The organism is Burkholderia sp. BCC0419, assembly GCF_902830285.1.
Classification (GTDB): domain Bacteria; phylum Pseudomonadota; class Gammaproteobacteria; order Burkholderiales; family Burkholderiaceae; genus Burkholderia.
The window spans coordinates 146,024-167,373 of the sequence record NZ_CADESR010000003.1; the positions used below are offsets into that span (position 1 = coordinate 146,024).

The 21,350-nt window shown below is 67.4% G+C and carries 19 protein-coding genes; 12 read left to right on the top strand and 7 right to left on the bottom strand.

From position 1 onward, the window contains the following. Positions 1-58: 58 nt before the first annotated feature. The gene (locus HWW87_RS18900; RefSeq protein WP_175821616.1) at positions 59-799 is read right to left on the bottom strand and encodes a sulfite exporter TauE/SafE family protein; all 741 of its coding nucleotides are present in this window, start codon (positions 797-799) and stop codon (positions 59-61) included. A gap of 132 nt (positions 800-931) precedes the next feature. Then, positions 932-1,933, bottom strand: a complete 1,002-nt coding sequence (locus HWW87_RS18905; RefSeq protein WP_175821617.1) for an aldo/keto reductase — start codon at positions 1,931-1,933, stop codon at positions 932-934. A 141-nt stretch (positions 1,934-2,074) separates the two neighbouring features. On the opposite strand from HWW87_RS18905, the gene HWW87_RS18910 reads away from it, so the two are divergent. Next, positions 2,075-2,986, top strand: a complete 912-nt coding sequence (locus tag HWW87_RS18910; protein ID WP_175821618.1) for a LysR family transcriptional regulator — start codon at positions 2,075-2,077, stop codon at positions 2,984-2,986. A gap of 43 nt (positions 2,987-3,029) precedes the next feature. On the opposite strand, the gene HWW87_RS18915 is transcribed toward HWW87_RS18910, so the two are convergent. After that, a complete protein-coding gene (locus tag HWW87_RS18915) occupies positions 3,030-4,184 on the bottom strand; it encodes a porin (RefSeq protein ID WP_175821619.1) in 1,155 nt (384 codons plus the stop codon). 381 nt (positions 4,185-4,565) lie between these two features. Between HWW87_RS18915 and HWW87_RS18920 the strand changes: the two genes are divergently transcribed. Further along, positions 4,566-5,663 (top strand): OpgC domain-containing protein, encoded by a 1,098-nt coding sequence (locus HWW87_RS18920; RefSeq protein ID WP_175821620.1) that lies wholly within the window; start codon positions 4,566-4,568, stop codon positions 5,661-5,663. Positions 5,664-5,724: 61 nt separating this feature from the next. Further along, positions 5,725-6,672, top strand: a complete 948-nt coding sequence (locus HWW87_RS18925; RefSeq protein ID WP_175821621.1) for an alpha/beta hydrolase-fold protein — start codon at positions 5,725-5,727, stop codon at positions 6,670-6,672. Between the two features lie 90 nt (positions 6,673-6,762). Here HWW87_RS18925 and HWW87_RS18930 read toward each other — a convergent pair whose 3' ends face one another. Continuing rightward, positions 6,763-7,977 (bottom strand): FAD-dependent monooxygenase, encoded by a 1,215-nt coding sequence (locus HWW87_RS18930; RefSeq protein WP_175821622.1) that lies wholly within the window; start codon positions 7,975-7,977, stop codon positions 6,763-6,765. 163 nt (positions 7,978-8,140) lie between these two features. On the opposite strand from HWW87_RS18930, the gene HWW87_RS18935 reads away from it, so the two are divergent. Continuing rightward, entirely contained in the window at positions 8,141-9,085 is a 945-nt protein-coding gene (locus HWW87_RS18935; protein ID WP_175821623.1) for a LysR family transcriptional regulator, read from the top strand. A 105-nt stretch (positions 9,086-9,190) separates the two neighbouring features. Beyond that, positions 9,191-9,949, top strand: a complete 759-nt coding sequence (locus HWW87_RS18940) for an SDR family oxidoreductase (RefSeq protein WP_175821624.1) — start codon at positions 9,191-9,193, stop codon at positions 9,947-9,949. A 102-nt stretch (positions 9,950-10,051) separates the two neighbouring features. Here HWW87_RS18940 and HWW87_RS18945 read toward each other — a convergent pair whose 3' ends face one another. Further along, positions 10,052-10,426 carry a hypothetical protein gene (locus HWW87_RS18945; protein ID WP_175821625.1) on the bottom strand — a complete coding sequence of 125 codons (375 nt, stop codon included), beginning with the start codon at positions 10,424-10,426 and terminating at the stop codon, positions 10,052-10,054. A 317-nt stretch (positions 10,427-10,743) separates the two neighbouring features. On the opposite strand from HWW87_RS18945, the gene HWW87_RS18950 reads away from it, so the two are divergent. From HWW87_RS18950 to HWW87_RS18970, 5 genes are all read left to right on the top strand, one after another. Continuing rightward, positions 10,744-11,667, top strand: a complete 924-nt coding sequence (locus HWW87_RS18950; protein WP_174430187.1) for a LysR family transcriptional regulator — start codon at positions 10,744-10,746, stop codon at positions 11,665-11,667. A gap of 21 nt (positions 11,668-11,688) precedes the next feature. Continuing rightward, the gene (locus tag HWW87_RS18955) at positions 11,689-12,363 is read left to right on the top strand and encodes a response regulator transcription factor (protein WP_175821626.1); all 675 of its coding nucleotides are present in this window, start codon (positions 11,689-11,691) and stop codon (positions 12,361-12,363) included. Between the two features lie 152 nt (positions 12,364-12,515). Continuing rightward, positions 12,516-15,770, top strand: a complete 3,255-nt coding sequence (locus HWW87_RS18960) for an efflux RND transporter permease subunit (protein WP_175821627.1) — start codon at positions 12,516-12,518, stop codon at positions 15,768-15,770. Beyond that, positions 15,760-16,965, top strand: a complete 1,206-nt coding sequence (locus HWW87_RS18965; protein ID WP_175821628.1) for an efflux RND transporter periplasmic adaptor subunit — start codon at positions 15,760-15,762, stop codon at positions 16,963-16,965. Before HWW87_RS18960 ends, HWW87_RS18965 begins: the two co-directional genes overlap by 11 nt. After that, a complete protein-coding gene (locus HWW87_RS18970; protein WP_175821629.1) occupies positions 16,958-18,424 on the top strand; it encodes an efflux transporter outer membrane subunit in 1,467 nt (488 codons plus the stop codon). The genes HWW87_RS18965 and HWW87_RS18970 overlap by 8 nt, the downstream gene beginning before the upstream one ends. An 87-nt stretch (positions 18,425-18,511) precedes the next feature. On the opposite strand, the gene HWW87_RS18975 is transcribed toward HWW87_RS18970, so the two are convergent. Further along, a complete protein-coding gene (locus tag HWW87_RS18975) occupies positions 18,512-19,687 on the bottom strand; it encodes a porin (protein WP_175821630.1) in 1,176 nt (391 codons plus the stop codon). Between the two features lie 323 nt (positions 19,688-20,010). On the opposite strand from HWW87_RS18975, the gene HWW87_RS18980 reads away from it, so the two are divergent. Both HWW87_RS18980 and HWW87_RS18985 read left to right on the top strand, forming a co-directional pair. Beyond that, positions 20,011-20,280 (top strand): DUF4148 domain-containing protein, encoded by a 270-nt coding sequence (locus tag HWW87_RS18980; RefSeq protein ID WP_175821631.1) that lies wholly within the window; start codon positions 20,011-20,013, stop codon positions 20,278-20,280. Between the two features lie 117 nt (positions 20,281-20,397). Next, complete coding sequence (locus tag HWW87_RS18985) at positions 20,398-20,538, top strand: hypothetical protein (protein ID WP_175821522.1); 141 nt, start codon at positions 20,398-20,400, stop codon at positions 20,536-20,538. Between the two features lie 70 nt (positions 20,539-20,608). Here the strand turns inward: HWW87_RS18985 and HWW87_RS18990 are convergent, their stop codons facing one another. Continuing rightward, the gene (locus tag HWW87_RS18990; RefSeq protein ID WP_175821632.1) at positions 20,609-21,292 is read right to left on the bottom strand and encodes a response regulator transcription factor; all 684 of its coding nucleotides are present in this window, start codon (positions 21,290-21,292) and stop codon (positions 20,609-20,611) included. Between the last annotated feature and the right edge of the window lie 58 nt (positions 21,293-21,350).

Below are 21,350 nucleotides of genomic sequence, written 5' to 3' on the forward strand. Positions count from 1 at the left end.
GATCCCGAAGCCGGCCGCCGATACCGGCTTCGGGATCATTCAGCGCCCGGGCGCGCGTTCACCACCACCCCGACCCCGCCATATACGCGCCGAGCGCAATCAGCCCGACGAAGAAGCAGCGCTTGAACATCTTCTCGCTCATCACGCGTCGCGCATATTGCCCGCCGGCCATCCCCGCCAGCGCGGACACGAGCGCGAGCGCCGACACGCCGAGATCGACCGTCTGCAGTGCGCCCGTCACGCGCAACTGCAGGCCGAGCACGATCGTCGATGCGGTGAACGACAGCCCGAGCGCCTGGATCAGATCGTCCTTCGACAGCCGCAGCGCCTGCAGGTACGGCACGGCCGGTACGACGAACACGCCGGTCGCGGCCGTGACGACGCCCGTCAGGTAGCCGACCACGGCCGACAGCCATTTTTCATGGCGCCCCGGCGCGGGCAGCCGCGCCGCCGCCAGCCCCCACAGCCCGTACAGCACCAGCACGACGCCAAGCGCCGCGTGCGTCCACGTGCTGCCGGCCGCGAGCGCCGGCAACCCGCCCGCCAGCGTGCCGACCGTCAGGCCGGCGAGCAGCGGCCACAGCCGGCGCAGCAGCGCGCCGAACGACGGGCCGAGCCCCAGCTGCCACACATTGGTGATGAACGACGGCACGAGCAACAGGCTCGCCGCGGCCGACGGCGGCATCGCGAGCGTCAGCAGCCCCATCGCGATCGTCGGCAGCCCGAGACCGATCATGCCCTTCACCGCGCCGGCCAATAGGAAAACCAGCACGATGATCGTCAGCGTATGAATTTGCATGGCAGGCATTCCGTCCATTGAGTACGGCGCCGATAGTGCCTGCCCGCCATGCCGCCCGCCATCTGGCTTTGCCTGAGGCTGGCTCGGGCCCACCGGCCGGGGCTTTCAGGCCCGTCGATCCGGCCCCATGAATCACCCCCGGCCCTGCTCGCTGTCGAGGTGCGCCATCTGCGCGGCCGGATAACGGTCGCCGGCAGCCGCCCCGGCGGGAACCGCCGCTTCGATGCGCTTGAGATCATCGACCGTTAGTTGCAATTCAGTCGCCAGCAAACCGTCCTGCAATTGCGTGCGCTTGCGCGCGCCGACCAGCGGTACGATATCGGCGCCGCGCGACAGCACCCACGCGATCGCGACCTGCGCCGGATTGCTGCCCTTTTCCTCCGCGATCGCGCGCAGCGCATCGACCAGCGCGAGGTTGTGCTCGAGGTTCTCGCCCTGGAAACGCGGGCTGGCCGCTCGGAAATCGCGCTCGCCCTGCCGCGCCGTGCTCCAGCCGCCGCCGAGCAACCCGCGCGACAGCACGCCGTACGCCGTCACACCGATCCCGAGTTCGCGGCACGCGGGCAGGATGTCGGCCTCGATCCCGCGCGACAGCAACGAGTATTCGATCTGCAGATCGGCGATCGGCGCGACGGCGGCCGCGCGGCGGATCGTGTCCGCGCCGACTTCCGACAGCCCGATATGGCGCACGTAGCCAGCCTTCACGAGATCGGCGATCGCGCCGACCGTCTCCTCGATCGGCACCGCCGGATCGACGCGCGCCGGCCGGTAGATGTCGATATGGTCGGTGCCGAGCCGCTTCAGCGAATACGCGACGAAGTTCCGGATCGCCGCAGGCCGCGCGTCGTAGCCGACAAACCCGCCGGCCGGGTCGCGCAGCGCGCCGAATTTCACGCTGATCAGCACCTGGTCGCGCGCCCGGCCGCGCAGCGCGTCGCGGATCAGCATCTCGTTGTCGCCCATCCCGTAGAAGTCGCCGGTATCGAGCAGCGTGATCCCATGGTCAAGCGCCGCGTGCAGCGTCGCGATGCTTTCGTCGCGATCCGCCGGCCCGTAGAAATCCGACATCCCCATGCAGCCGAGCCCGATCGCCGATACCTGCGGGCCGGTGCGGCCCAGTTGACGCTTGTCCATGTCCGTGTCCTTGCGGTGGTAACTGAATCAACCGGATTCTGAACGCATCGCGGCGCGCGATAAACGCGAAACCCCCAACCAATTTATTCAACGGTGGTTAACAATGGAGCCTGTTCCAATCCGCCACGCTCCCGCCCCCGCATGGACCACCTGCAAGCAATGCGCATCTTCGCGCGCGTCGCCCATCTCGGCAGCTTCACGAAAGCGGCCGAGCAACTCCAGCTGCCGCGCCCGACGGTCAGCAACGCCGTCCAGTATCTGGAAAAGCACCTGAAGATCCGCCTGCTGCAACGCACGACGCGGCGCGTCGCGCTGACCGCCGAGGGCACGACCTACTACGAGCGCTGCGTGCGGTTGCTGGCCGATCTCGACGACGTGGAAACGCTGTTCGAGGATGCCGGCGCGTCGCCGCGCGGCGTGATCCGCGTCGACCTGCCCGAACGTTTCGCGCTGAACCAGGTGATTCCGGCGCTGCCGGATTTCCACGCGCGCTACCCCGACCTGCGTGTCGTGATCAGCACGACCGACCGCTTCGTCGATCTCGTCGCGGACGGCATCGACTGCGCGGTGCGGGTCGGCGTGCTGTCCGACACGTCGCTCGTCGCGCGGCGCGTCGGCGAGATGGTTCAGATCAACTGCGCGTCGCCCGCCTATCTCGCGCGCCACGGCACGCCGCGCTCGCCGGACGAGCTGCCGGACCACGTCGCGGTCGGCTATTTCTCGAGCCGCACGGGCCGCGAGCTGGACTGGGAATATGCAGACATGGATTCGGGCGAGATGCACACGGTGAAGATGCACAGCGTCGTGTCGGTCAACAGCTCGCAGGCGTATCTCGCGTGCTGCCTCGCGGGCCTCGGACTGATCCAGGCGCCGCGCGACGGGCTCGCGCCGCTGCTCGCCGACGGTTCGCTGGTCGAGGTGCTGCCGGAATGGAATGCCGGGCCGCTGCCGGTGTCGGTGGTGTTCCCGACCGGCCGGCATCTCGCGCCGCGCGTGCGGATCTTCGTCGACTGGCTCGCGGAAACGCTCGGCGGCCCGCACCGGGCAGACTGACGACGGCCGTGCCGGGGCCCTTCGCCCCGGCGCCGGCGCGCGATCAGAACTTGTGGCGGATCGCGGCGCGCACCGAGAACTGGTTCGACGACGCCGACGGGCCGTCCGTCCCGACGACGTAGCCGCCGTCGGCTGCCGTGCCCGTCTTGTCGCCGCCCACCTTCTGCCACGCGCCCTGCAGGTACACGTCGGTGCGCTTCGACAGGCTGTAGTCGGCCATCAGGCCGACCGTGTGGTACTTCGGCTTGAACGAACCGGCCGCGGCATCGTACTTGCCGTCCGTGTACACGTACTGCGCGCCGAGGTAGAAATCGGGCGTGAGCTGGTACTTGCCGTTGATCTCGAAGTTCTGGAACTTCGTCGCGGTCAGCCCGAGGCCGGCGAACGTCGACGCCGGCAGGTAGACCGTCGACACCGGGTTCTTCATGTCGGTCTTCGTATAGACGACGCCGACCGTGGCCGGGCCGAACGTATAGTTGACCCCGCCGCCGAAGATGCGCAGCCGATCGGCGACGAAGTTCGCGTCGTCGGCCGCGATCGCGCCCGCGCTGCCGACGCCCGGGTTGTTCGCCTGCAGGTACGCGGCCGCGACCTGCAGCCCGGCCAGCGAATACTGCGCGCCGATGCTGTACTGGCGGTTGTTCGAGAAGCCCGTGCTGTTGCTGAAGCTGTACGTGCCGCCGAACGACAGGCCGTTCCAGTCGGGGCTCGCGTACTTGACGGTGTTGTTGACACGGAACGAATTGTCCGTGTTGTCGTTGTCGAACGGGTGCGAGAACAGCGTGCCGCCCCAGTTACCGTTCGCGGTCAGCGGCGCGAGATAGTCGACGACGGAATCGTACTGGCGGCCGAACGTCAGCGTGCCGAAGCGCGATTCGGAAAGCCCGACGAACGCCTGACGGCCGAACATGCGGCCGCCCTGGCCGAGCCGGCCGTTGTTCACGTCGAAACCGTTTTCCAGCGTGAAGATCGCCTTCAGCCCGCCGCCGAGATCCTCGCTGCCCTTCAGGCCCCACCGGCTGCCCTGCGCATAACCGCTCGCGAGCTGGTAATTCGTCTTTCCGACCCCATTGACGTTGACGTTGTTCGTGTAATTGAAGCCTTCGTCGATCAGGCCGTACAGCGTCACGCTGTTCTCGGCAAAGGCCGGCGCGGCGAACGCAGCGAGCGCGGCGACAAAAATGACGTGCTTCTTCATGACGGATCTCCGGAGCCGAGGGCCGGGCGGGCCGAACGCCCGGCGAATGTTTGAGCTGTTGTATGTGTGGCCCGCAGGGCGGACGACGCGGTGTGCGGCCGCGTGAGGACAAAATGGTGTCACGACGCAAACCGTCCGTCCATCGGGTGCCGAGCATCGCGCGCAAAGCGTTGCGCTCGTCCAACTGCCCCGTTGCGCGGACGGCCTGAGCGGGCTTATCGGCAGCGGCAGGCCGGCCCGCCATCCGCGTAAACCCGACAGGCGTCGCATCGGTGGCACAATGCGCATCCGTTCGCCATTTCTCCACGAAGTCATGCTTCCCCCCGATTCATGCGCGGCGCGTGCCAGCCGTGCCCGCGGCCCGCGCCGGAAGGCGCGCCGATGACCGCGCCGGCCCGGGCCGGCCGCTACGCCGAGCTCGATTTCTTCCGCGGCCTCGTGCTGCTCGTCATCGTCGTCGACCACATCGGCGGCAGCATCCTGTCGCGCGTCACGCTGCACGCGTACGCGCTGTGCGACGCGGCCGAGGTGTTCGTGTTCCTCGGCGGCTTCGCGACCGCCATTGCGTACAACTCGCTCGCCGAGCGGCACGACGAGGCCGCCGCGCGCCAGCGTTTCATTCGGCGCGCGTTCGAGATCTACCGCGCGTTCCTCGTGACGGCCGGCCTGATGCTGCTGATCACCGCCGCGCTGAATGCGTTCGCGATCGACGGCCCGAACATGCCGACCAACGATCTCGACGGGCTGCTGCACAAGCCGCTCGCCGCGCTGCGCGACATCCTGCTGTTCCGCCGCCAGCCGTACCTTGCGTCGGTGCTGCCGATGTACGCGTTCTTCGCGCTGCTCGTCCCGCTCGCGCTGCCGCTCGCGCGCACGCAGCCGTGGCTGATGCTCGCGTTCAGCGGATCGCTGTGGTACACGGCGCCGCACGTCGCGCGCTTTTTGCCGACCGTCGAAGGCGCACCGTGGGATTTCAATCCGTTCGCGTGGCAGTTCCTGTTCGTGCTCGGCGTGATCGCACGCTGCCAGCCCGTCTACCAGACGCTCGCGCCGAAGCCGCAGGGCTGGCTCCTGACGGCCGCGTCGCTCGCGATCGTCGCGGCCGGCGCGTACTACCGGCTGCGCATCGAGCCGTTCCCGACCGATCCGTCGATCAAGCAGAACCTCGGCGCGCTGCGGCTCGTGAACTTCCTCGCGATCGCGTGGCTCGCCGCCAAGCTCGTGCACCTGGGCTGGATGAAGAAGGTCGCGCACACGATGCCGTGGATCGGCACGATCGGCCGGCAGGGATTGCTGTGCTTCGTCGCGGGCACCGGCATCTCGCTCGCGGTCGATTCGCTGCTCTACCAGGCGACCGAAGGCTATCTCGACGTGCCGCTCGGCCTGACCGCCGACGCCGTCGCGATCGGGCTGCTGTATCTCGTCGCCAAACTCTACGGGCCGCTCGTCGCGCGGCTGCCGTTCCGTTCGCGGCCATGACGCGCCGCGCCGTCATGCGCCGCTGCTACGATAGCCGGCGCCTCTCCTGAAACGATTCGCCATGCGCCGACTCGCCCTTCCGTTCGCCCTCGCCCTGATCGCCGGCGCCATCGCCACCGCCCATGCCACGCCGCCGTCGGCCGCGCCTGCTCCCGCGCCGGCGGCATCGCCCGCGCCGCCGGCCGTCCAGACCGCGACGACGCCGTCGGCCGCGCAGGAGCCGTCCGTCAATCCGGGCAGCAGCGTCGTGCTGCGCACGTTCCGGTCGGCGTCGCTGAAGCGCGACTGGTCGTACACGGTCTACCTGCCGCCCGGCTACAACCCGGAAGGCGCGCGCTACCCGGTGATGTACCTGCTGCACGGCAACGCGGGCAACGCGAACGACTGGGTCACGCAGGGCCGGCTGCAGGCCACTGCCGACACGCTGATCGAGCGCCACGACATCCCGCCCGTCGTGATCGTGATGCCGCAGGGCGGCACCGACTGGTACGTCGATCGCAAGGAGAAGATGCAGAGCGCGTTCCTCAACGACCTGCTGCCCGAAGTCGAAGCGCACTTCGCGGTGTCGAACCAGCGCGCGGGCCGCGCGATCGGCGGCGTGTCGATGGGCGGCTTCGGCGCGCTGCGCTTCTCGCTGCTCGAGCCGGGGCTGTTCTGCGGCGCGATGCTGCTGAGCCCCGCGATCTATGCGAACGAGCCGCCGCTCAATTCCGCCGCGCGCTACGTCGGCGTGTTCGGCGACCGGCAGTTCGATTCACGCGTGTGGCATGAGCTGAACTACCCGGCGCTGCTGCGCGGCTATTTCGCGCGCAGCTGGCGCGTGCCGATGTTCATCGCGGCCGGCGACGACGACCTGACGATCCAGGCGGAATCGAGCGTGCTGTACACGCACCTGCGCCGGGCGCAGAACCCGGCCGAGCTGCGCGTCGTCGACGGCGGGCATACGTGGGACGTCTGGCGCGGGTTGCTCGGGCAGGGGTTGAAGTATTCGCTGGAGTGCGTGAAGTGACGGCCGGCGGGCGTGGCCTCGACCGCTTTGGGCTGGCGGGTCGATAGCCGCCCTCCCCTGCGCACCGCACTTCGGCGCGCCGCCCGCCCCTCAAAGCCACGTCCCGCCCTGCCGCTCGCTCGGCTCCGCATCGAGCGCATCGAAATCGTGAATCCAGTCCAGGTGATGCAGCACGCTGTCGCGGTCGGCCAGACGTGCATTGCGCGCCTGCGCGGCCGGCCCGTCGGGAAGATGCAGCACGTCGGCCGCCGAGATCGACGCGTATTGCACCTTGCGCGTCCGGCCGCGACGCAGCCGCTCGTACGCTTCCTGCGCTTCGCGCCAATTGCCCGGCCCGGCCATCGCCAACTGCGCGGCCAATACCACCGCATCCTCGATCGACTGATTCGCGCCCTGCCCATGGTGCGGCACCAGTGCATGCGCGGCATCGCCGATCAACGTCACGCGCCCGCGGCTCCAGCGGCCGAGCGGCGGACGGTGGAACAGCCCCCAGCGCTGGCTGATCGGCACGGCAGTGATCATCTGCACCACCGCCGGATGCCAGGCGCCGAATACGCGCAGTTGCTCGCCTTCCTCGGCCGGCATGACCCAGTCGCGCGACGGCCACGGTGAAGGATGCCGCTCGACCAGCAGGAAATTCTGGTCGCCGTTGTCGCCGATCGGATAGTGCAGCAGATGCCCGTGCGGCCCGACCCAGAACTGGATCGCGTCGGGATCGGGCAGCAAATCCATGCGCGCGGCCGGCACCACGCCGCGAAAGCCCGAGCAGCCCGAATACAGCGCATCGTCGTAACCGAGCATCCAGCGCCGCGTGATCGAGCGTGCGCCGTCCGCGCCGATCATGAGATCGGCAACGACGCGCGCACCATTGTCGAACGACAGCGTCACGCGATCGGGGTGCTGCGTCAGATCGACCAGCCGATGGCCGAGATGGATGCAGCCGGGACCGACCGCCGTCGACAGCACGGCCTGCAGATCCGCGCGATGCACGCCCCAGTACGCGCCGCCGAATTGCCGGCGGTAGTCGGGTTCGCCGCGATGATGGCCGATCAACGCGCCGCTGCGCCCGTCGCGATAGACGAGCCCCGGGATGTCCGCGCATACCGCATCGAAGGCCGCGCGCAAGCCCATGCGTTCGTAGAAGCGCGTCGCATTGGCCGACAGCGCGACGGCCGCGCCGACTTCGCGCAATTCAGGGGTCTGCTCGTAGAGTTGCGCATCGATGCCGTGCTCGCGCAATGCAAGCGCGAGGGTCAGGCCGCCGATACCGGCGCCGACGATCGCAATCTTCAGGTTCGTCTGCATGAAGGTGTCTCCGATATTCATGGGTGAGGTGCGCGACTTGCGCGGCGGTCATGTCGAATGCATGCGCCGTATCGGTATTTTCAGGAGTGGACTTTTATCCAGCAATAAAATGAAATGAATCTGCTTCATCACTGAATGCAATGAACCGGGCGACGCAAAACCGATGGAACTGAGCGATATCGACCTCAACCTGCTGCTGCTTTTCCAGCGGCTGATGCAGGAGCGGCGCGTGTCGAGCGTCGCCGAGCAGATGAACATGAGCCAGCCGGGCGTCAGCAATGCGCTCGCCAAGCTGCGCCGCCGGCTCGGCGATCCGCTGTTCGTGCGCGGGCCCGGCGGCGTCGTGCCGACGCCGTTCGCGCTGCGTCTCGCCGAACCCGTGTCGCATGCGCTCGCGACACTGCATGCCGCACTGAACCCCGAGACAGGCTTCGATCCGAGGCGCGCCACGCGCACGCTGACCATCGGCATGACCGATATCGGCGAAGTCGTGTTCCTGCCCGCGCTGCTCGAACACCTGTCGCATGCGGCGCCGGGCATCGCGCTCAATACCGTGCGCAACACGAGCGTCAATCTCGGCGACGAAATGGCCGACGGCCGCGTCGATCTCGCGATCGGCCTGCTGCCGCAACTGAAGGGCGGGTTCTATCAGCGCCGGCTGTTCGATCAGCGCTATGTATGCCTGTTCCGACGCGGGCACCCGCTCGAGCGGGCGCCGCTGACGGTCGACGCGTGGCGCGACGCCGAACATCTGGTCGTGGTGTCGGCCGGCACCGGCCACGGGCAGGTGGACGAATGGTTGAAGCGGCGCCGCGTGAAGCGCCAGGTGCGGCTGACGGTGCCGCATTTCATGAGCGTGGGCTACATCCTGCAGCGCACCGACCTGATCGCGACGGTGCCCGAGCATCTCGCGCTGCAGCTCGCCGCGCCGTTCTCGCTCGGCTGGCGTGCGCTGCCCGTCACGCTGCCCGGTGCGCCGATCCATATGCTGTGGCATACGCGGGTCAATCAGGACGAAGGGAACCGCTGGCTGCGCGACGTCGTGGTCGAGTTGTTCGCGGAAACCGGTGCGCGTGGCTGGAAAATCGCGCCCAGCCGGAAGAAATAGTCGGCGTCGCCGTCTCGTCTAGCGCATTTCGACTACATTGCCGGAGTGGCGACGGCATCGACCATCGGCCACCTCCCCGTCATTCAACCCGCAGGAAATCACGCCATGTCTGTCTCGAAGAAATTCGCCGCCGTCACGGGCGCCGGCTCCGGCATCGGTCGCGCCGCGGCCATCGCGCTGGCCCAGGCCGGCTTCACCGTCGCGCTGCTCGGGCGCACGGAGGCATCGTTACGCGAAACGCAGGACGCCATCCGCGCCGCCGGCGGCGACGCGCAGGTGTTTCCCGCCGACGTCACCGACGAAGCCTCGGTCGACCACGCGTTTGCGCAGATCGCGCAACGGTTCGGCCGGCTCGATGTCCTGTTCAACAATGCCGGCCGCAATGCCCCGGTCGTTTCCCTCGACGCATACGAACTCGACGTGTGGAACAGCGTCGTCGCGACGAACCTGACCGGCGTTTTTCTGTGTGCGCGGGCCGCGTGGCGGCTGATGAAAACGCAGACGCCGCAGGGCGGCCGAATCATCAACAACGGCTCGATCTCGGCGCACGCGCCGCGCCCCGATACGATCGCGTACACGGCCACCAAGCACGCGGTGACCGGGATTACGAAGTCGCTGGCGCTGGACGGCCGCCGGTACAACATCGCGTGCGGCCAGATCGACATCGGCAACGCCGCGACGTCGCTCACGGAACGCATGACGCAAGGCGTCCCGCAAGCGGACGGCAGCCTGGCGCCCGAGGCGCGGATGGACGTCGCGCATGTCGCGAACGCGGTCGTCCAGATGGCGAACCTGCCGCTCGACACCAACATCCTCAACATGACGATCATGGCGACGGCGATGCCGTTCGTCGGGCGCGGATAGCGCGCGCCGCGACCTGCGCCGGGAGGCAGCGTTCACGCACCGACTGCTGCCGAATCACCCCGTGGTGGCAACACCGAATGCAAGCGCGTTCACGACGCAGCTTCAGTGAGGCAGGCTGAGCGCCTGCTGCTCGTCTTCGAGCAGTCGCGTCAGCGAACCGTGCAACCGTTCAAGGCTGCGCGGCGGTAGTGCGAAGCTTGCCCAACCGAGCCCGCTATGACGCAGTAGCAACACCACGCCACCCTCCAACGGATGGCGCTCGGCATACCAGCAGGGATCCATTTCCGTCACGAATTGCTGCGCGTGCGGCGGACGTTCCGGCACGGCAGGCTGCATCGACGCGCGCAGCAAGCTCAAGTACTGGATGACTGCGTCCACATCTTCCGGATCGAGCACTGCCGTGCCTCGTTCAATCGACATCAGCACCACGGGCTTGCCGCGCTCTTCGATCATCTTGATGCTCAACGGTTGGGCCATTTTCGTCGTCCTTGCCGCAGTTACGTGATCCCATTATGGACCTCGGTACACCTTAGCCGCCTGAAGATTTGTGATCAACGCATGAATCTTTTTTTAGAAAGCTTTGGAAAACGCGTCGCGCCGTCGTCTATCGGGCTCTGCCGCTTTCTAAACGAAATTTCATCCGGCCAGCACTGTTTCTTTAGCGTCCCGCACCCGCGCGCCTTCCATAATTGATTCGCTGCCCGCCCCGGCAGGCACAGTGCAATGCGCCGACGTAGCCCGATGAAGACGGACGCGCCGCCCCGTATTTCCGGCAAATCCATTCCCCGCCGATCATGAACCAACTGCAAGCGATGCGTGTCTTTATGCGCGTGGTCGAGTTATCGAGCTTCAGTCTCGCCGCCCGTCAGCTCGGCATGTCGGCCGCCGCGGTCACGCGCAGCGTCGGCATGCTCGAGGCCCATCTGAACATGCGTCTGTTGAACCGGACCACGCGCAGCCTGTCGCTCACCGAGACAGGCCGCGACTATCTCGACGGCTGCCGCACGATCATCGAGAAGCTCGACGAGATCGAATCGAATCTCGCGCAGGTCAATCGCGACCCGCACGGTACGCTGCGCATCGCCGCGTCGGCCACCTCGGTTGCGGCCGGGCTTTGCGCGCTGCTGTCCACGTATCGCCTCGCGCATCCGCGCGTGCGATTCGACGTGACGACCTTCGATATCCAGGTCGACATGGTAGAGGGCGGCTACGACGTGTGCTTCTGCGACGATCACCGCCTCGTCAACTCGACCTTCGTGTCGCGGACCTTGACGCGCGTGCGCGACGTGGTCGTCGCGTCTCCCGACTACCTCGCGCGCCACGGCACGCCGGTCGAGCCGGTCGAACTGAATACGCACAGCCTGCTGACCGTGTCGAACGGCGCCGCGCGCAACTGGGAGTTTTCGGATATCGACGGTTCCTGCCGCATCTATACCGGCAATGCGCTGGCGTCGACCAGCAACATGACGGTGCGGATCGCGGCACTCGATCACATGGGCATCGCGCAATTGCCGCATCCGCTCGTTGCCGACGATCTCTCGCGCGGCACGTTGTTGCCGATTCTCGAACGCTACGAAGTGAACGGCGGCCCGCGCTGCGTATCGATCCTCTACCCGAGTCGCAATTACCTGTCCACGAAAGTGCGCAGCTTCATCGACTACGTGGTCGACCACTATCGCACGCCCGACCGCACCGCCCTGCAGCTTGCCGCTGCCTGATTCCGCCGGATCGCGCACGCCATGGCACACATCCTGACGATCGAGGACGATCCGCTGATTGCGGATCACATTGCGCACACGCTGCGTGCCGAAGGCCACCGGATCGACGTCGCGCGCACCGGCCGGGACGGCATGGCCAGGGCGTTGAGCGCGGACTACGACGTCGTCACGCTCGATCGCATGTTGCCTGACCTCGACGGGCTGACGATCCTCGCGACGATGCGCGGCGTCGGCCTCGATACGCCGGTGCTCGTGATGAGTTCGATGTCCGAGGTCGATCAGCGTATCCAGGGGCTGCGCGCAGGCGGCGACGACTACCTCGTCAAGCCGTTCTCGCTCGAAGAGATGTGCGCGCGCATCGACGTGCTGATTCGCCGACGGCCGCGCGGCACGCACGTCGAGACGGTGCTGCGCGCCGGCGAGCTGGAGCTCGACCTGGTGCGGCGACGCGCCACGCTGGGCGCGCACGAGCTCGCACTGCTGCCGACCGAGTCCCGCGTGCTCGAATTCATGATGCGCAACGCCGGCCGCGTGCTCACCCGCACGATGATCTTCGAGGCCGTGTGGGGCTGCCGCTTCGATCCGGGAACGAACCTGATCGACGTGCACATCGGCCGCCTGCGCAAGAAGGTGAACCGGCCAGGCGCGGCGCCGCTGATCCGCACGATCCGTGGCGCGGGCTACCTGCTCGGTTGAATCCGCTCGCTACTTAAAACTTGTTTCATCTTTTTTGCGACCGGCTGTTAGGGGCCGCTCCGCAGAATGCGGGCATCGGATGCGCATCGGTGTTTTCCCGAAGACGTGCGCATCCGGCTCTTCTACGACGATTTTGAACGGAGCAGCACCTCATGCTGAAAATTGTCCGGCTCGCGCTCGCCCGGCCCTATACGTTCGTCGTACTGGCGCTGCTGATCCTGATCGCAGGCCCGCTCGCGGCAGTCCGAACGCCCATCGACATCTTCCCGGACATCCGCATTCCGGTGATCAGCGTCGTCTGGAACTACGCCGGCCTGCAGCCGGACGACATGTCCGGACGCGTGATCACGTACTACGAGCGTACGCTCGGCACGACGGTCAACGACGTCCAGCATATCGAGTCGCAATCGTTCCGCGGCTACGGCATCGTGAAGATCTTCTTCCAGCCGACCGTCGATATCCGCACGGCGACCGCGCAGGTCACGTCGATCTCGCAGACCGTGCTCAAGCAGATGCCGCCCGGCACCACGCCGCCGCAGATCCTGAATTACAACGCGTCGACCGTGCCCGTGCTGCAGATCGCGCTGACCAGCAACACGCTCGACGAACAGAAGCTGGAGGATTATGCGGTCAACTTCATTCGACCGCAGTTGCTGTCGGTGCCTGGCGTCGCGATTCCGACGCCGTACGGCGGCAAGGCACGTGAAGTGCAGATCGACCTCGACCCGCAGGCGCTGCAGTCGAAAGGGCTGTCGGCGCAGGACGTCGCGCACGCGCTCGCGCAGCAGAACCAGATCATCCCGGCCGGCACGCAGAAGATCGGCCGCTTCGAATACAACATCAAGCTCAACAACAGCCCGCTCTCGCTCGACGCGTTGAACGACCTGCCGATCAAGTCGGTCGACGGCACGACGATTTACATCCGCGACGTCGCGCACGTGCGCGACGGCTTCCCGCCGCAGGGCAACATCGTGCGCGTGGACGGCCACCGCGCGGTGCTGATGAGTATCCTGAAGAACGGCTCGGCATCGACGCTCGACATCATCGCCGGCGTGAAGGCGAAGCTGCCGCTGGTCGAACAGACGCTGCCGCCGGGCCTGAAGCTCGTCACGATGGGCGACCAGTCGACCTTCGTGAAGGGCGCCGTCAGCGGCGTGGCGCGCGAAGGCATCATCGCCGCCGCGCTGACCTCGCTGATGATCCTGCTGTTCCTCGGCTCGTGGCGCTCGACGCTGATCATCGCCGCATCGATCCCGCTGGCCGTGCTCTCGGCGATCGCGCTGCTCGCGGCCACCGGCGAAACGCTGAACGTGATGACGCTCGGCGGCCTCGCGCTCGCGGTCGGGATCCTGGTCGACGATGCGACGGTGACGATCGAGAACGTGAACTGGCACCTCGAACAGGGCAAGGACACGCGCATCGCGATCGTCGACGGCGCGAAACAGATCGTGATGCCGGCGCTGGTCTCGCTGCTGTGCATCTGCATCGTGTTCGTGCCGATGCTGATGCTCGACGGCATCTCGCGCTTTCTGTTCGTGCCGATGGCCAAGGCGGTGATCTTCTCGATGGTGTCGTCGTTCGTGCTGTCGCGCACCTTCGTGCCGATGCTCGCGCAATACCTGCTCAAGCCGCACGCATCGGCCGGTCACGCATCGGGCGAACTGGCCGCGGTCATGGATCCGCACGCGGGCCATGCCGGCGCGCACGACGTCCCGCCGTCGCGCAATCCGCTGGTGCGCTTCCAGCGTGCATTCGAGCGCCGATTCGAGGCCGTGCGCGGGTCGTACCGGATCCTGCTGGGCCTCGCGCTCACGCGCCGCAAGCCGTTCGTCGTCGCCTTCCTCTGCATCGTGGCGGCGTCCTTCCTGCTGGCACCGTGGCTCGGTCGCAATTTCTTCCCGACCATCGATTCCGGCGAGATCGCGCTGCACGTGCGTGCGCCGGTCGGTACGCGTGTCGAGGAAACCGCCGCCGAGCTCGACCGCATCGAGAACACGATTCGCGGCGTGATCCCGCCCGCGCAGTTGCGCGAAGTGATCGACAACATCGGCCTGCCGAACAGTGGGATCAACCTGACCTACAACAACAGCGGCACGCTCGGGCCGCAGGACGGCGACATCCTGATCTCGCTGTCGCACGATCACGCGCCGACCGCCGACTACGTGCGTGAGCTGCGCGAACGCCTGCCGCGCGCCTATCCGGGCACTACGTTCTCGTTCCTGCCCGCCGACATCGTCAGCCAGATCCTCAACTTCGGCGCACCGGCCCCGGTCGACCTGCAGGTGGCCGGCCCCAACCAGCAGGCAAACCTTGCTTATGCGCACGAGCTGTATCGCAAGCTGCGCCTGATCGCCGGTGTCGCCGACCCGCGCATCCAGCAGGCCAGCACCTATCCGCAGTTCACGGTGACGGTCGACCGCACGCGCGCCGACCAGCTCGGCATCACCGAGCAGGACGTGACGAACTCGGTGGTCGCGACGCTGGCCGGCACCAGTCAGGTCGACCCGACCTACTGGCTCAACCCGCACAACGGCGTGTCCTATCCGATCGTCGCGCAAACGCCGCAGTACAGGATGACCACGCTGTCGGCGCTGCAGAACCTGCCGGTCACCGGCGCGAATGGCCAGTCCCAGTTGCTGGGCGGCCTGGCCACGATCACGCGCGGCGTCGGCAACGCGGTGGTGTCGCACTACAACATCGAACCGCTGTTCGACATCTACGCGACCACCCAGGGGCGCGACCTCGGCGCGGTCGCGGCCGATATCGACGATATCGTCAAGGCCACCGCGAAGGATCTGCCCAAGGGCTCGACCGTCACGCTGCGCGGCCAGGTGCAGACCATGAACGGCGCGTTCGCCGGCCTGCTGCTCGGCCTCGTTGGCGCGATCGTGCTGATCTACCTGCTGATCGTCGTGAACTTCCACTCGTGGGCCGACGCATTCGTGATCGTCTCGGCCCTGCCGGCGGCGCTGGCCGGCATCGTCTGGATGCTGTTCACCACGCATACGCCGCTGTCGGTGCCGGCGCTGACCGGCGCGATCCTGTGCATGGGCGTGGCCACCGCGAACTCGATCCTCGTCGTCAGTTTCGCGCGCGAGCGCCTGGCCGAAACCGGTAACGCGCTGGCCTCCGCGCTCGAAGCCGGTTTCACGCGCTTCCGCCCGGTGCTGATGACCGCGCTCGCGATGATCATCGGCATGGCGCCGATGGCGCTCGGCCTCGGCGACGGCGGCGAGCAGAACGCGCCGCTCGGCCGCGCCGTGATCGGCGGCCTCGCGTGCGCGACGATCGCGACGCTGTTCTTCGTTCCTGTCGTGTTCAGCCTCGTGCATCGGCGCGACGCGCTGAAGCACGACGCTTCCCGCGCTTCCTCCCCTTCCGCGTCCGGAGCTTCCCATGTCCACTGAGATCGATATCAAGTCGCCGAAACGGCTGCCCAACCTCAAGCTCGTCGCCACGATCACCGCGCTGATCGCGGTCGGCATCGTGGCGACCGGCATCATCGGCCGCGCGCACGCGAAACAGGAAATGACCAGCTGGTCCGCCGAACAAGCGGTGCCGACCGTGGTCGCGTACACGCCGTCGACCGGCGGCGACAGCACAACGCTCGTGCTGCCCGGCCACCTGTCCGCGTTCGAGAGCGCACCGATCCATGCGCAGGTGTCAGGCTACCTGCGCGCGTGGTACACCGATATCGGCGCGCACGTGAAGTCGGGGCAACTGCTCGGGCTGATCGATACGCCCGAGCTCGACCAGCAACTGCAGCAGGCACGCGCCGACCTGCAAAGCTCGCTCGCCAACGAGAAGCTTGCGGCGTCCACGGCCGCGCGCTGGACCAGGATGCTCGCGCAGGATTCGGTGTCGCAGCAGGAAACCGACGAAAAGACCAGCGACCTCGCGGCCAAGCAGGCGATCGTCGCGGCCAACGAGGCCAACGTGCGGCGCCTCGACGCGCTCGAGGCATTCAAGCGCATCGTCGCGCCATTCGACGGCGTCGTCACCGCGCGCAAGACCGACATCGGCCAGTTGATCTCGGCCGGCGGCGGCGCCGGCCCGGAGCTGTTTGCGGTGTCCGACGTACACCGGATGCGCGTCTACGTGAGCGTGCCGCAGAACGAGGCCGCCGCGATCCGGCCCGGCATGACGGCCACGCTGACCGTGCCGGAGCATCCGGGCGAGACCTTCCGGGCGACGCTCGCCGACACCGACGACTCGATCGCCGATTCGACCGGCACGCTGCTCGTCCAGTTGATGGTCGACAACCCCGACGGCAAGCTGATTCCCGGCGAATACACCGAAGTGCATTTCGCGCTGCCGGCCGGCAGCACCCACGTTCTGACGATTCCGGCCAGCTCGTTGATCTTCCGGCAGGCCGGCCTGCAGGTCGCCGTGGTCGGCAAGGACAATCGCGCGGTATTCAAGCCCGTGACGATCGCGACCGACCTCGGCACGCACGTGCAGATCGCGACCGGCCTCGCGCCGGACGATCGCGTGATCGACAACCCGCCCGACTCGCTTGCCGCCGGCGACCCGGTCAGGCTCGCGGCGCCGGCCCGCACCGTCGCGTCGGCCGCGCACGATACGGAGCGTGCGAATGGCTAACCGGCTTCGGCTCTGCGCGATGCTCGCCGGCGTCGCGTTCCTCTCCGCGTGCTCGTTCGCGCCCGCCTATCACGCACCGCAGACGGCGCTGCCGGCCAGCTTCAAGGAAGCGGGCGGCTGGCAGGCCGCGAAGCCGGCCGACCGCATCGCGCGCGACGGCTGGTGGAAGGCGTTCCGCGATCCCGTGCTCGACCGGCTCGAAGCACGGGTGGCCGCGGCTAACCCCGACGTGGCCGCGGCCGTGGCTCGCCACGACGAAGCGGCCGCGCTGTTCGATCAGGCGCGCTCGGGGCTGTTCCCGACCATCGGCCTCGGCGCGCAGGTCTCGAGCAACCGTCAATCGGCCACGCGGCCGCTACGCGGCTCGAACCAGCCGAACGTCTATGGCAACAACACACTCGACGCCGGCTTCGACTACGACCTCGACTTGTGGGGGAAAGTCCGGAACGAAGTCGCGGCCGGGCGCGCCGACGCACAGGCCAGCGCCGACGATCTCGCGTCGGTGCGGCTGAGCCTGCAGGCCAGCCTCGCCAGCGCGTACTTCAGCCTGCGCGGGCTCGACCAGCAGCAACAGCTGCTGAGCGACACGATCGACACCTACCAGCGCGCGCTGCACCTGACGATGAGCCGGCACGCGGGCGGCATCGCGTCCGATCTCGACGTCTCGCGCGCGCAGACGCAGCTCGATTCGGCCCGCGCGTCGGCCGAGGACGTACGGGCGCGGCGCGCGCTTGACGAGCACGCGATCGCGACGCTCACGGGCGTACCGGCATCGTCGTTCTCGCTGACGCCGGACCTGAACGCGGCGTATCTGCCGACGATCCCGACCGGCATTCCCGCGACGCTGCTGCAACGGCGTCCCGACGTCGCGGCCGCCGAGCGGCGCATGGCCGCCGCCAACGCGAAGATCGGCGTGGTGCGCGCGGCGTTCTTCCCCGACATCACGCTCGGCCTGGTCGGCGGCTACCAGAGCTCGGGCCTCGGCCACTGGCTCAGCGCGCCGAACGAGATCTGGTCGATCGGGCCCAGCCTCGCGCTGACGCTGTTCGACGGCGGCCGGCGCCAGGCGCTCACCGACCAGGCGCACGCACAGCTGGCCGAGAACGGCGCGAAATACCGCGCAGTGGTGCTCGATGCGTGCCAGCAGGTGGAAGACAACCTCGCACTCACGCACCACCTCGGCGACGAAGCCGATCGCGAGCAGGAGGCGCTCGACGCGGCCGAACGCACGTTGCAGCTGTCGATGTCGCGCTATCGGGACGGCGTCGTCAGCTATCTCGACGTAGTGACGGCGCAGACCACCGAACTCGATACGAAGGTCGCGATGCTGGCGCTGGACACGCGCCGGCACCTGGCGGCGGTGGGGTTGATCGCCGCGCTGGGCGGCGGGTGGTCGACGGATGAAGCCGTATCCGGTCCGCAAGCACCGGCCGCGATGCCGGCCCGTTCAGCGAACTGAACCCCTTGCGACATGTACGAGGCGTGTCGCATTTTCAAGGCACCCGTCGCGATGACGGGTGCCGTTTTTTTACGCCAGCCCGGCCACTCAGAACTTGTGACGGATGCCGGCCGCAACCACGGCCTGACGATCGTTGCCTGATGCCGCCAGGTTGAAGATCCCCGCGTTGCCGAGCACCTCGACGCCGTCCGCACCCGTCACGCGCTGGTACACGCCTTCCAGATAGAGGTCGGTACGGCGCGACAGCGCATAGTCGGCCTGCAGCATGAACTGGTTCCACTTCGGCGCGATGCTGCGGCCCGCATCGTCGAAGCGGCCCTGCGTGAACGTATAGGCGCCGCCCAGCGAAAAGGCCGGCGTCAGGAAATAGCGCGCATTCAGTTCGTAGTTGCTGAACGTCAGCAACTGGCCGTTCACCGTGCCGTACGAACCGCCTTGCGACAGTTCGCGCGGATCGTTCAGGATCGTTCTCGTATAGACCAGACCGACCGTCGCATGGTCGAACGCATAGTGCGCACCCGCGCCGAACGTGCGCCAGCGGCCGCCGGCCAGCATCGCATCGCCGTCCGAACTGCTCAGCGAACCGCCGGTGTTCTTCGGCGTGTTCACGCCGCCCGGCTGGTTCGACTGCAGGTACGCGACGGCGAGGTCGACCGGGCCGTTCACGTACTGCGCGCCGACGCTGTACGCGTTGTCGTTGCTGAACCCGCCCCCCTGATTGCTGAAGCCGTACGCGCCGCCGAACGTGAAGCCGCCGTAGTCCGCACTGCGGAACTTCACCGCGTTGTTCATGCGCGTATCGTTGGCGAGGTTGTCGTTGTCGTACGGATGATCGGCGAGGTTGCCGCCGAATCCCGACCCCGTCGCCGACAGCGGCGCGACGAAGTCGACCAGGAAATCGTACTGGCGGCCGAGCGTGACCGTGCCCCACTGGCGGCTCGCGAGGCCGACCCACGCCTGGCGGCCGAACTCGTCGCCGCCGTTGCCGAACTTGCCGTTCGCGACGTTGAAGCCGTTCTCGAGCGTGAACACGGCCGCCAGGCCGCCGCCGAGATCCTCGTTGCCGCGCAACCCCCAGCGCGACGTGCTGACGTTGCCGCTCTGGACACCGTAGACGGGCCCCGCGCCCGCGGCCGATTTCTGGTTGCTGATGTAGTCCAGGCCCGCGTCGATCGTGCCGTACAGCGTCACGCTGCTCTGCGCATGCGCCGCGCTCGCAAGCAGGCATGCGACCGCCGCCGGAATTGCCAGATATTTCTTCATGATGGTTTCATTAGAGTGGATCGGTCTGCTCGCATCGCCGGCCCGTGTGGCAGGGCCGCTCGTGCGCGATGCGATGGCGCACAATTTAGGCAGCGGGCATGACAGCGCCGTTATCGAAACGGCCCGCAAAATGAAACCTGCTTCATCTTCACGACATGCCGGCTTCATGTCTGCGCGAATGCACGCCGGCGCATGAATTTCTTTTCACGTTGCGTATGCCGATCCGTTAACGTCCGTCCTCTATGCTTGTCCTCAACCCGTGCGCGACACCGACACGCCGCGCCGGGGGATCGACCCAGTCAATCATCATGAGGACTCCCAACATGAAGACCGCCAATATCGTCGCCGCCGCCCTGCTCGCCGCCATCGGCACGCTGTCCGTTCCCGCGTTTGCACTGACCGGCAAGCCGATGCAGATGTCCCCGGCCGCCACCAAGGACGGCGCGCCCGGCACTCAGGCTGCCGGCCAGTGGGTGCCGCCTTACGGCCAGCCGATCCACGAGAAGACACGCGCCGAGGTCCATGCCGAGCTCGTGCATGCCGAACAGGACGGGCAGCTCAAGTACCTGAACTCGACGCTCTACTCGCATTGATGCGCTCGACCGTGCGGCCGCGAACGGCGCCCGGCTCATGCCGTCCGTGCCGCTCTCGCCGCCAGCAGCGACGCCCCCCATCCACCGAATTGCTCGCCATCGATGAAGCTTCGTCCGTTGCTCGCTCGTTCTGCCCGTATCGCACTCGTCGCGATTGCTGCCGGCGTCGTGTTGTCCGGCTGTGCCGCCGCGCAGCCCGACGGCCCCGGCGATTGTGTCGGCCCGCCCGACTTCTGCGTACCGTTCTTCGGCTCGTAAACGGACATGACGGGCGCGCCGCCATCGGCAGCGCGCCCGTCATGTCCGTTGCGTGGCCGGAGCCGCGCGTTCATGCGTCCGGCAGCGTCACCTGGTAGCCGTAGCGGCTCACCGTATCGATCCGGACGTCGGGCAGATGCCGCGCGAGCTTGCGGCGCAGCCGCGACACCACGAGATTGACGCTCGATGGATCGACATCCTCCTTGTCCTGCCATACATACCGGATCAATTGGTCGCGCGGCACCGGCGCGTTCGGATGGCGCATCAGGCATTCGAGCAACAGGAATTCCCGGTGCGTCACGGCGACGCGCAGCTTGCCGTCCTTGAGTTCGCGCGCCAGGGCTTCGAACGCGGACGCTGCCGCGATCGAACGGTCCGCATCGCGCGGCCCGGCCAGCCGCCGTAACGCCTGCAGGCGTTCGTTCAGCTCGATGAACGAATACGGTGCGCCGAAACACGCATCGGCGCCCGCGCGCAGCACATGAATGCGTTCGCGCGCCGACGCCTCGCCGATCAGCACCACGAGCGCGGCGCCGCCGCCGTCGGCGACGAAACGCGGCAGCATCGCAATCAGCGCGGCATCGCTGCCGGGCTCGAAGGCGGTCGCGACGATCGCGTCGAACGCCTCCTGCGACGCGAGGAACAGGCCGTCGCGCAGATCGTCGGCGCGCTGCAGGCTATGCCCGCTTTCCTGCAGCGCCTTGTGCAGCCACGACGCTTCCGGATGCGGCGAAGTCACGAGCAGGACGCGCATCGTCAACTTGCCCCACGGCTGAAATATGCAAACACGTGCAGCCTTATCAGGACGGCCA

Excerpts from the sequence above, each read along its gene's own strand:
- HWW87_RS18900 (WP_175821616.1), bottom strand. The coding sequence starts at position 799 with ATGCAAATTCATACGCTGACGATCATCGTGCTGGTTTTCCTATTGGCC.
- HWW87_RS18905 (WP_175821617.1), bottom strand. The coding sequence starts at position 1,933 with ATGGACAAGCGTCAACTGGGCCGCACCGGCCCGCAGGTATCGGCGATC.
- HWW87_RS18910 (WP_175821618.1), top strand. The coding sequence starts at position 2,075 with ATGGACCACCTGCAAGCAATGCGCATCTTCGCGCGCGTCGCCCATCTC.
- HWW87_RS18915 (WP_175821619.1), bottom strand. The coding sequence starts at position 4,184 with ATGAAGAAGCACGTCATTTTTGTCGCCGCGCTCGCTGCGTTCGCCGCG.
- HWW87_RS18920 (WP_175821620.1), top strand. The coding sequence starts at position 4,566 with ATGACCGCGCCGGCCCGGGCCGGCCGCTACGCCGAGCTCGATTTCTTC.
- HWW87_RS18925 (WP_175821621.1), top strand. The coding sequence starts at position 5,725 with ATGCGCCGACTCGCCCTTCCGTTCGCCCTCGCCCTGATCGCCGGCGCC.
- HWW87_RS18930 (WP_175821622.1), bottom strand. The coding sequence starts at position 7,977 with ATGCAGACGAACCTGAAGATTGCGATCGTCGGCGCCGGTATCGGCGGC.
- HWW87_RS18935 (WP_175821623.1), top strand. The coding sequence starts at position 8,141 with ATGGAACTGAGCGATATCGACCTCAACCTGCTGCTGCTTTTCCAGCGG.
- HWW87_RS18940 (WP_175821624.1), top strand. The coding sequence starts at position 9,191 with ATGTCTGTCTCGAAGAAATTCGCCGCCGTCACGGGCGCCGGCTCCGGC.
- HWW87_RS18945 (WP_175821625.1), bottom strand. The coding sequence starts at position 10,426 with ATGGCCCAACCGTTGAGCATCAAGATGATCGAAGAGCGCGGCAAGCCC.
- HWW87_RS18950 (WP_174430187.1), top strand. The coding sequence starts at position 10,744 with ATGAACCAACTGCAAGCGATGCGTGTCTTTATGCGCGTGGTCGAGTTA.
- HWW87_RS18955 (WP_175821626.1), top strand. The coding sequence starts at position 11,689 with ATGGCACACATCCTGACGATCGAGGACGATCCGCTGATTGCGGATCAC.
- HWW87_RS18960 (WP_175821627.1), top strand. The coding sequence starts at position 12,516 with ATGCTGAAAATTGTCCGGCTCGCGCTCGCCCGGCCCTATACGTTCGTC.
- HWW87_RS18965 (WP_175821628.1), top strand. The coding sequence starts at position 15,760 with ATGTCCACTGAGATCGATATCAAGTCGCCGAAACGGCTGCCCAACCTC.
- HWW87_RS18970 (WP_175821629.1), top strand. The coding sequence starts at position 16,958 with ATGGCTAACCGGCTTCGGCTCTGCGCGATGCTCGCCGGCGTCGCGTTC.
- HWW87_RS18975 (WP_175821630.1), bottom strand. The coding sequence starts at position 19,687 with ATGAAGAAATATCTGGCAATTCCGGCGGCGGTCGCATGCCTGCTTGCG.
- HWW87_RS18980 (WP_175821631.1), top strand. The coding sequence starts at position 20,011 with ATGAAGACCGCCAATATCGTCGCCGCCGCCCTGCTCGCCGCCATCGGC.
- HWW87_RS18990 (WP_175821632.1), bottom strand. The coding sequence starts at position 21,292 with ATGCGCGTCCTGCTCGTGACTTCGCCGCATCCGGAAGCGTCGTGGCTG.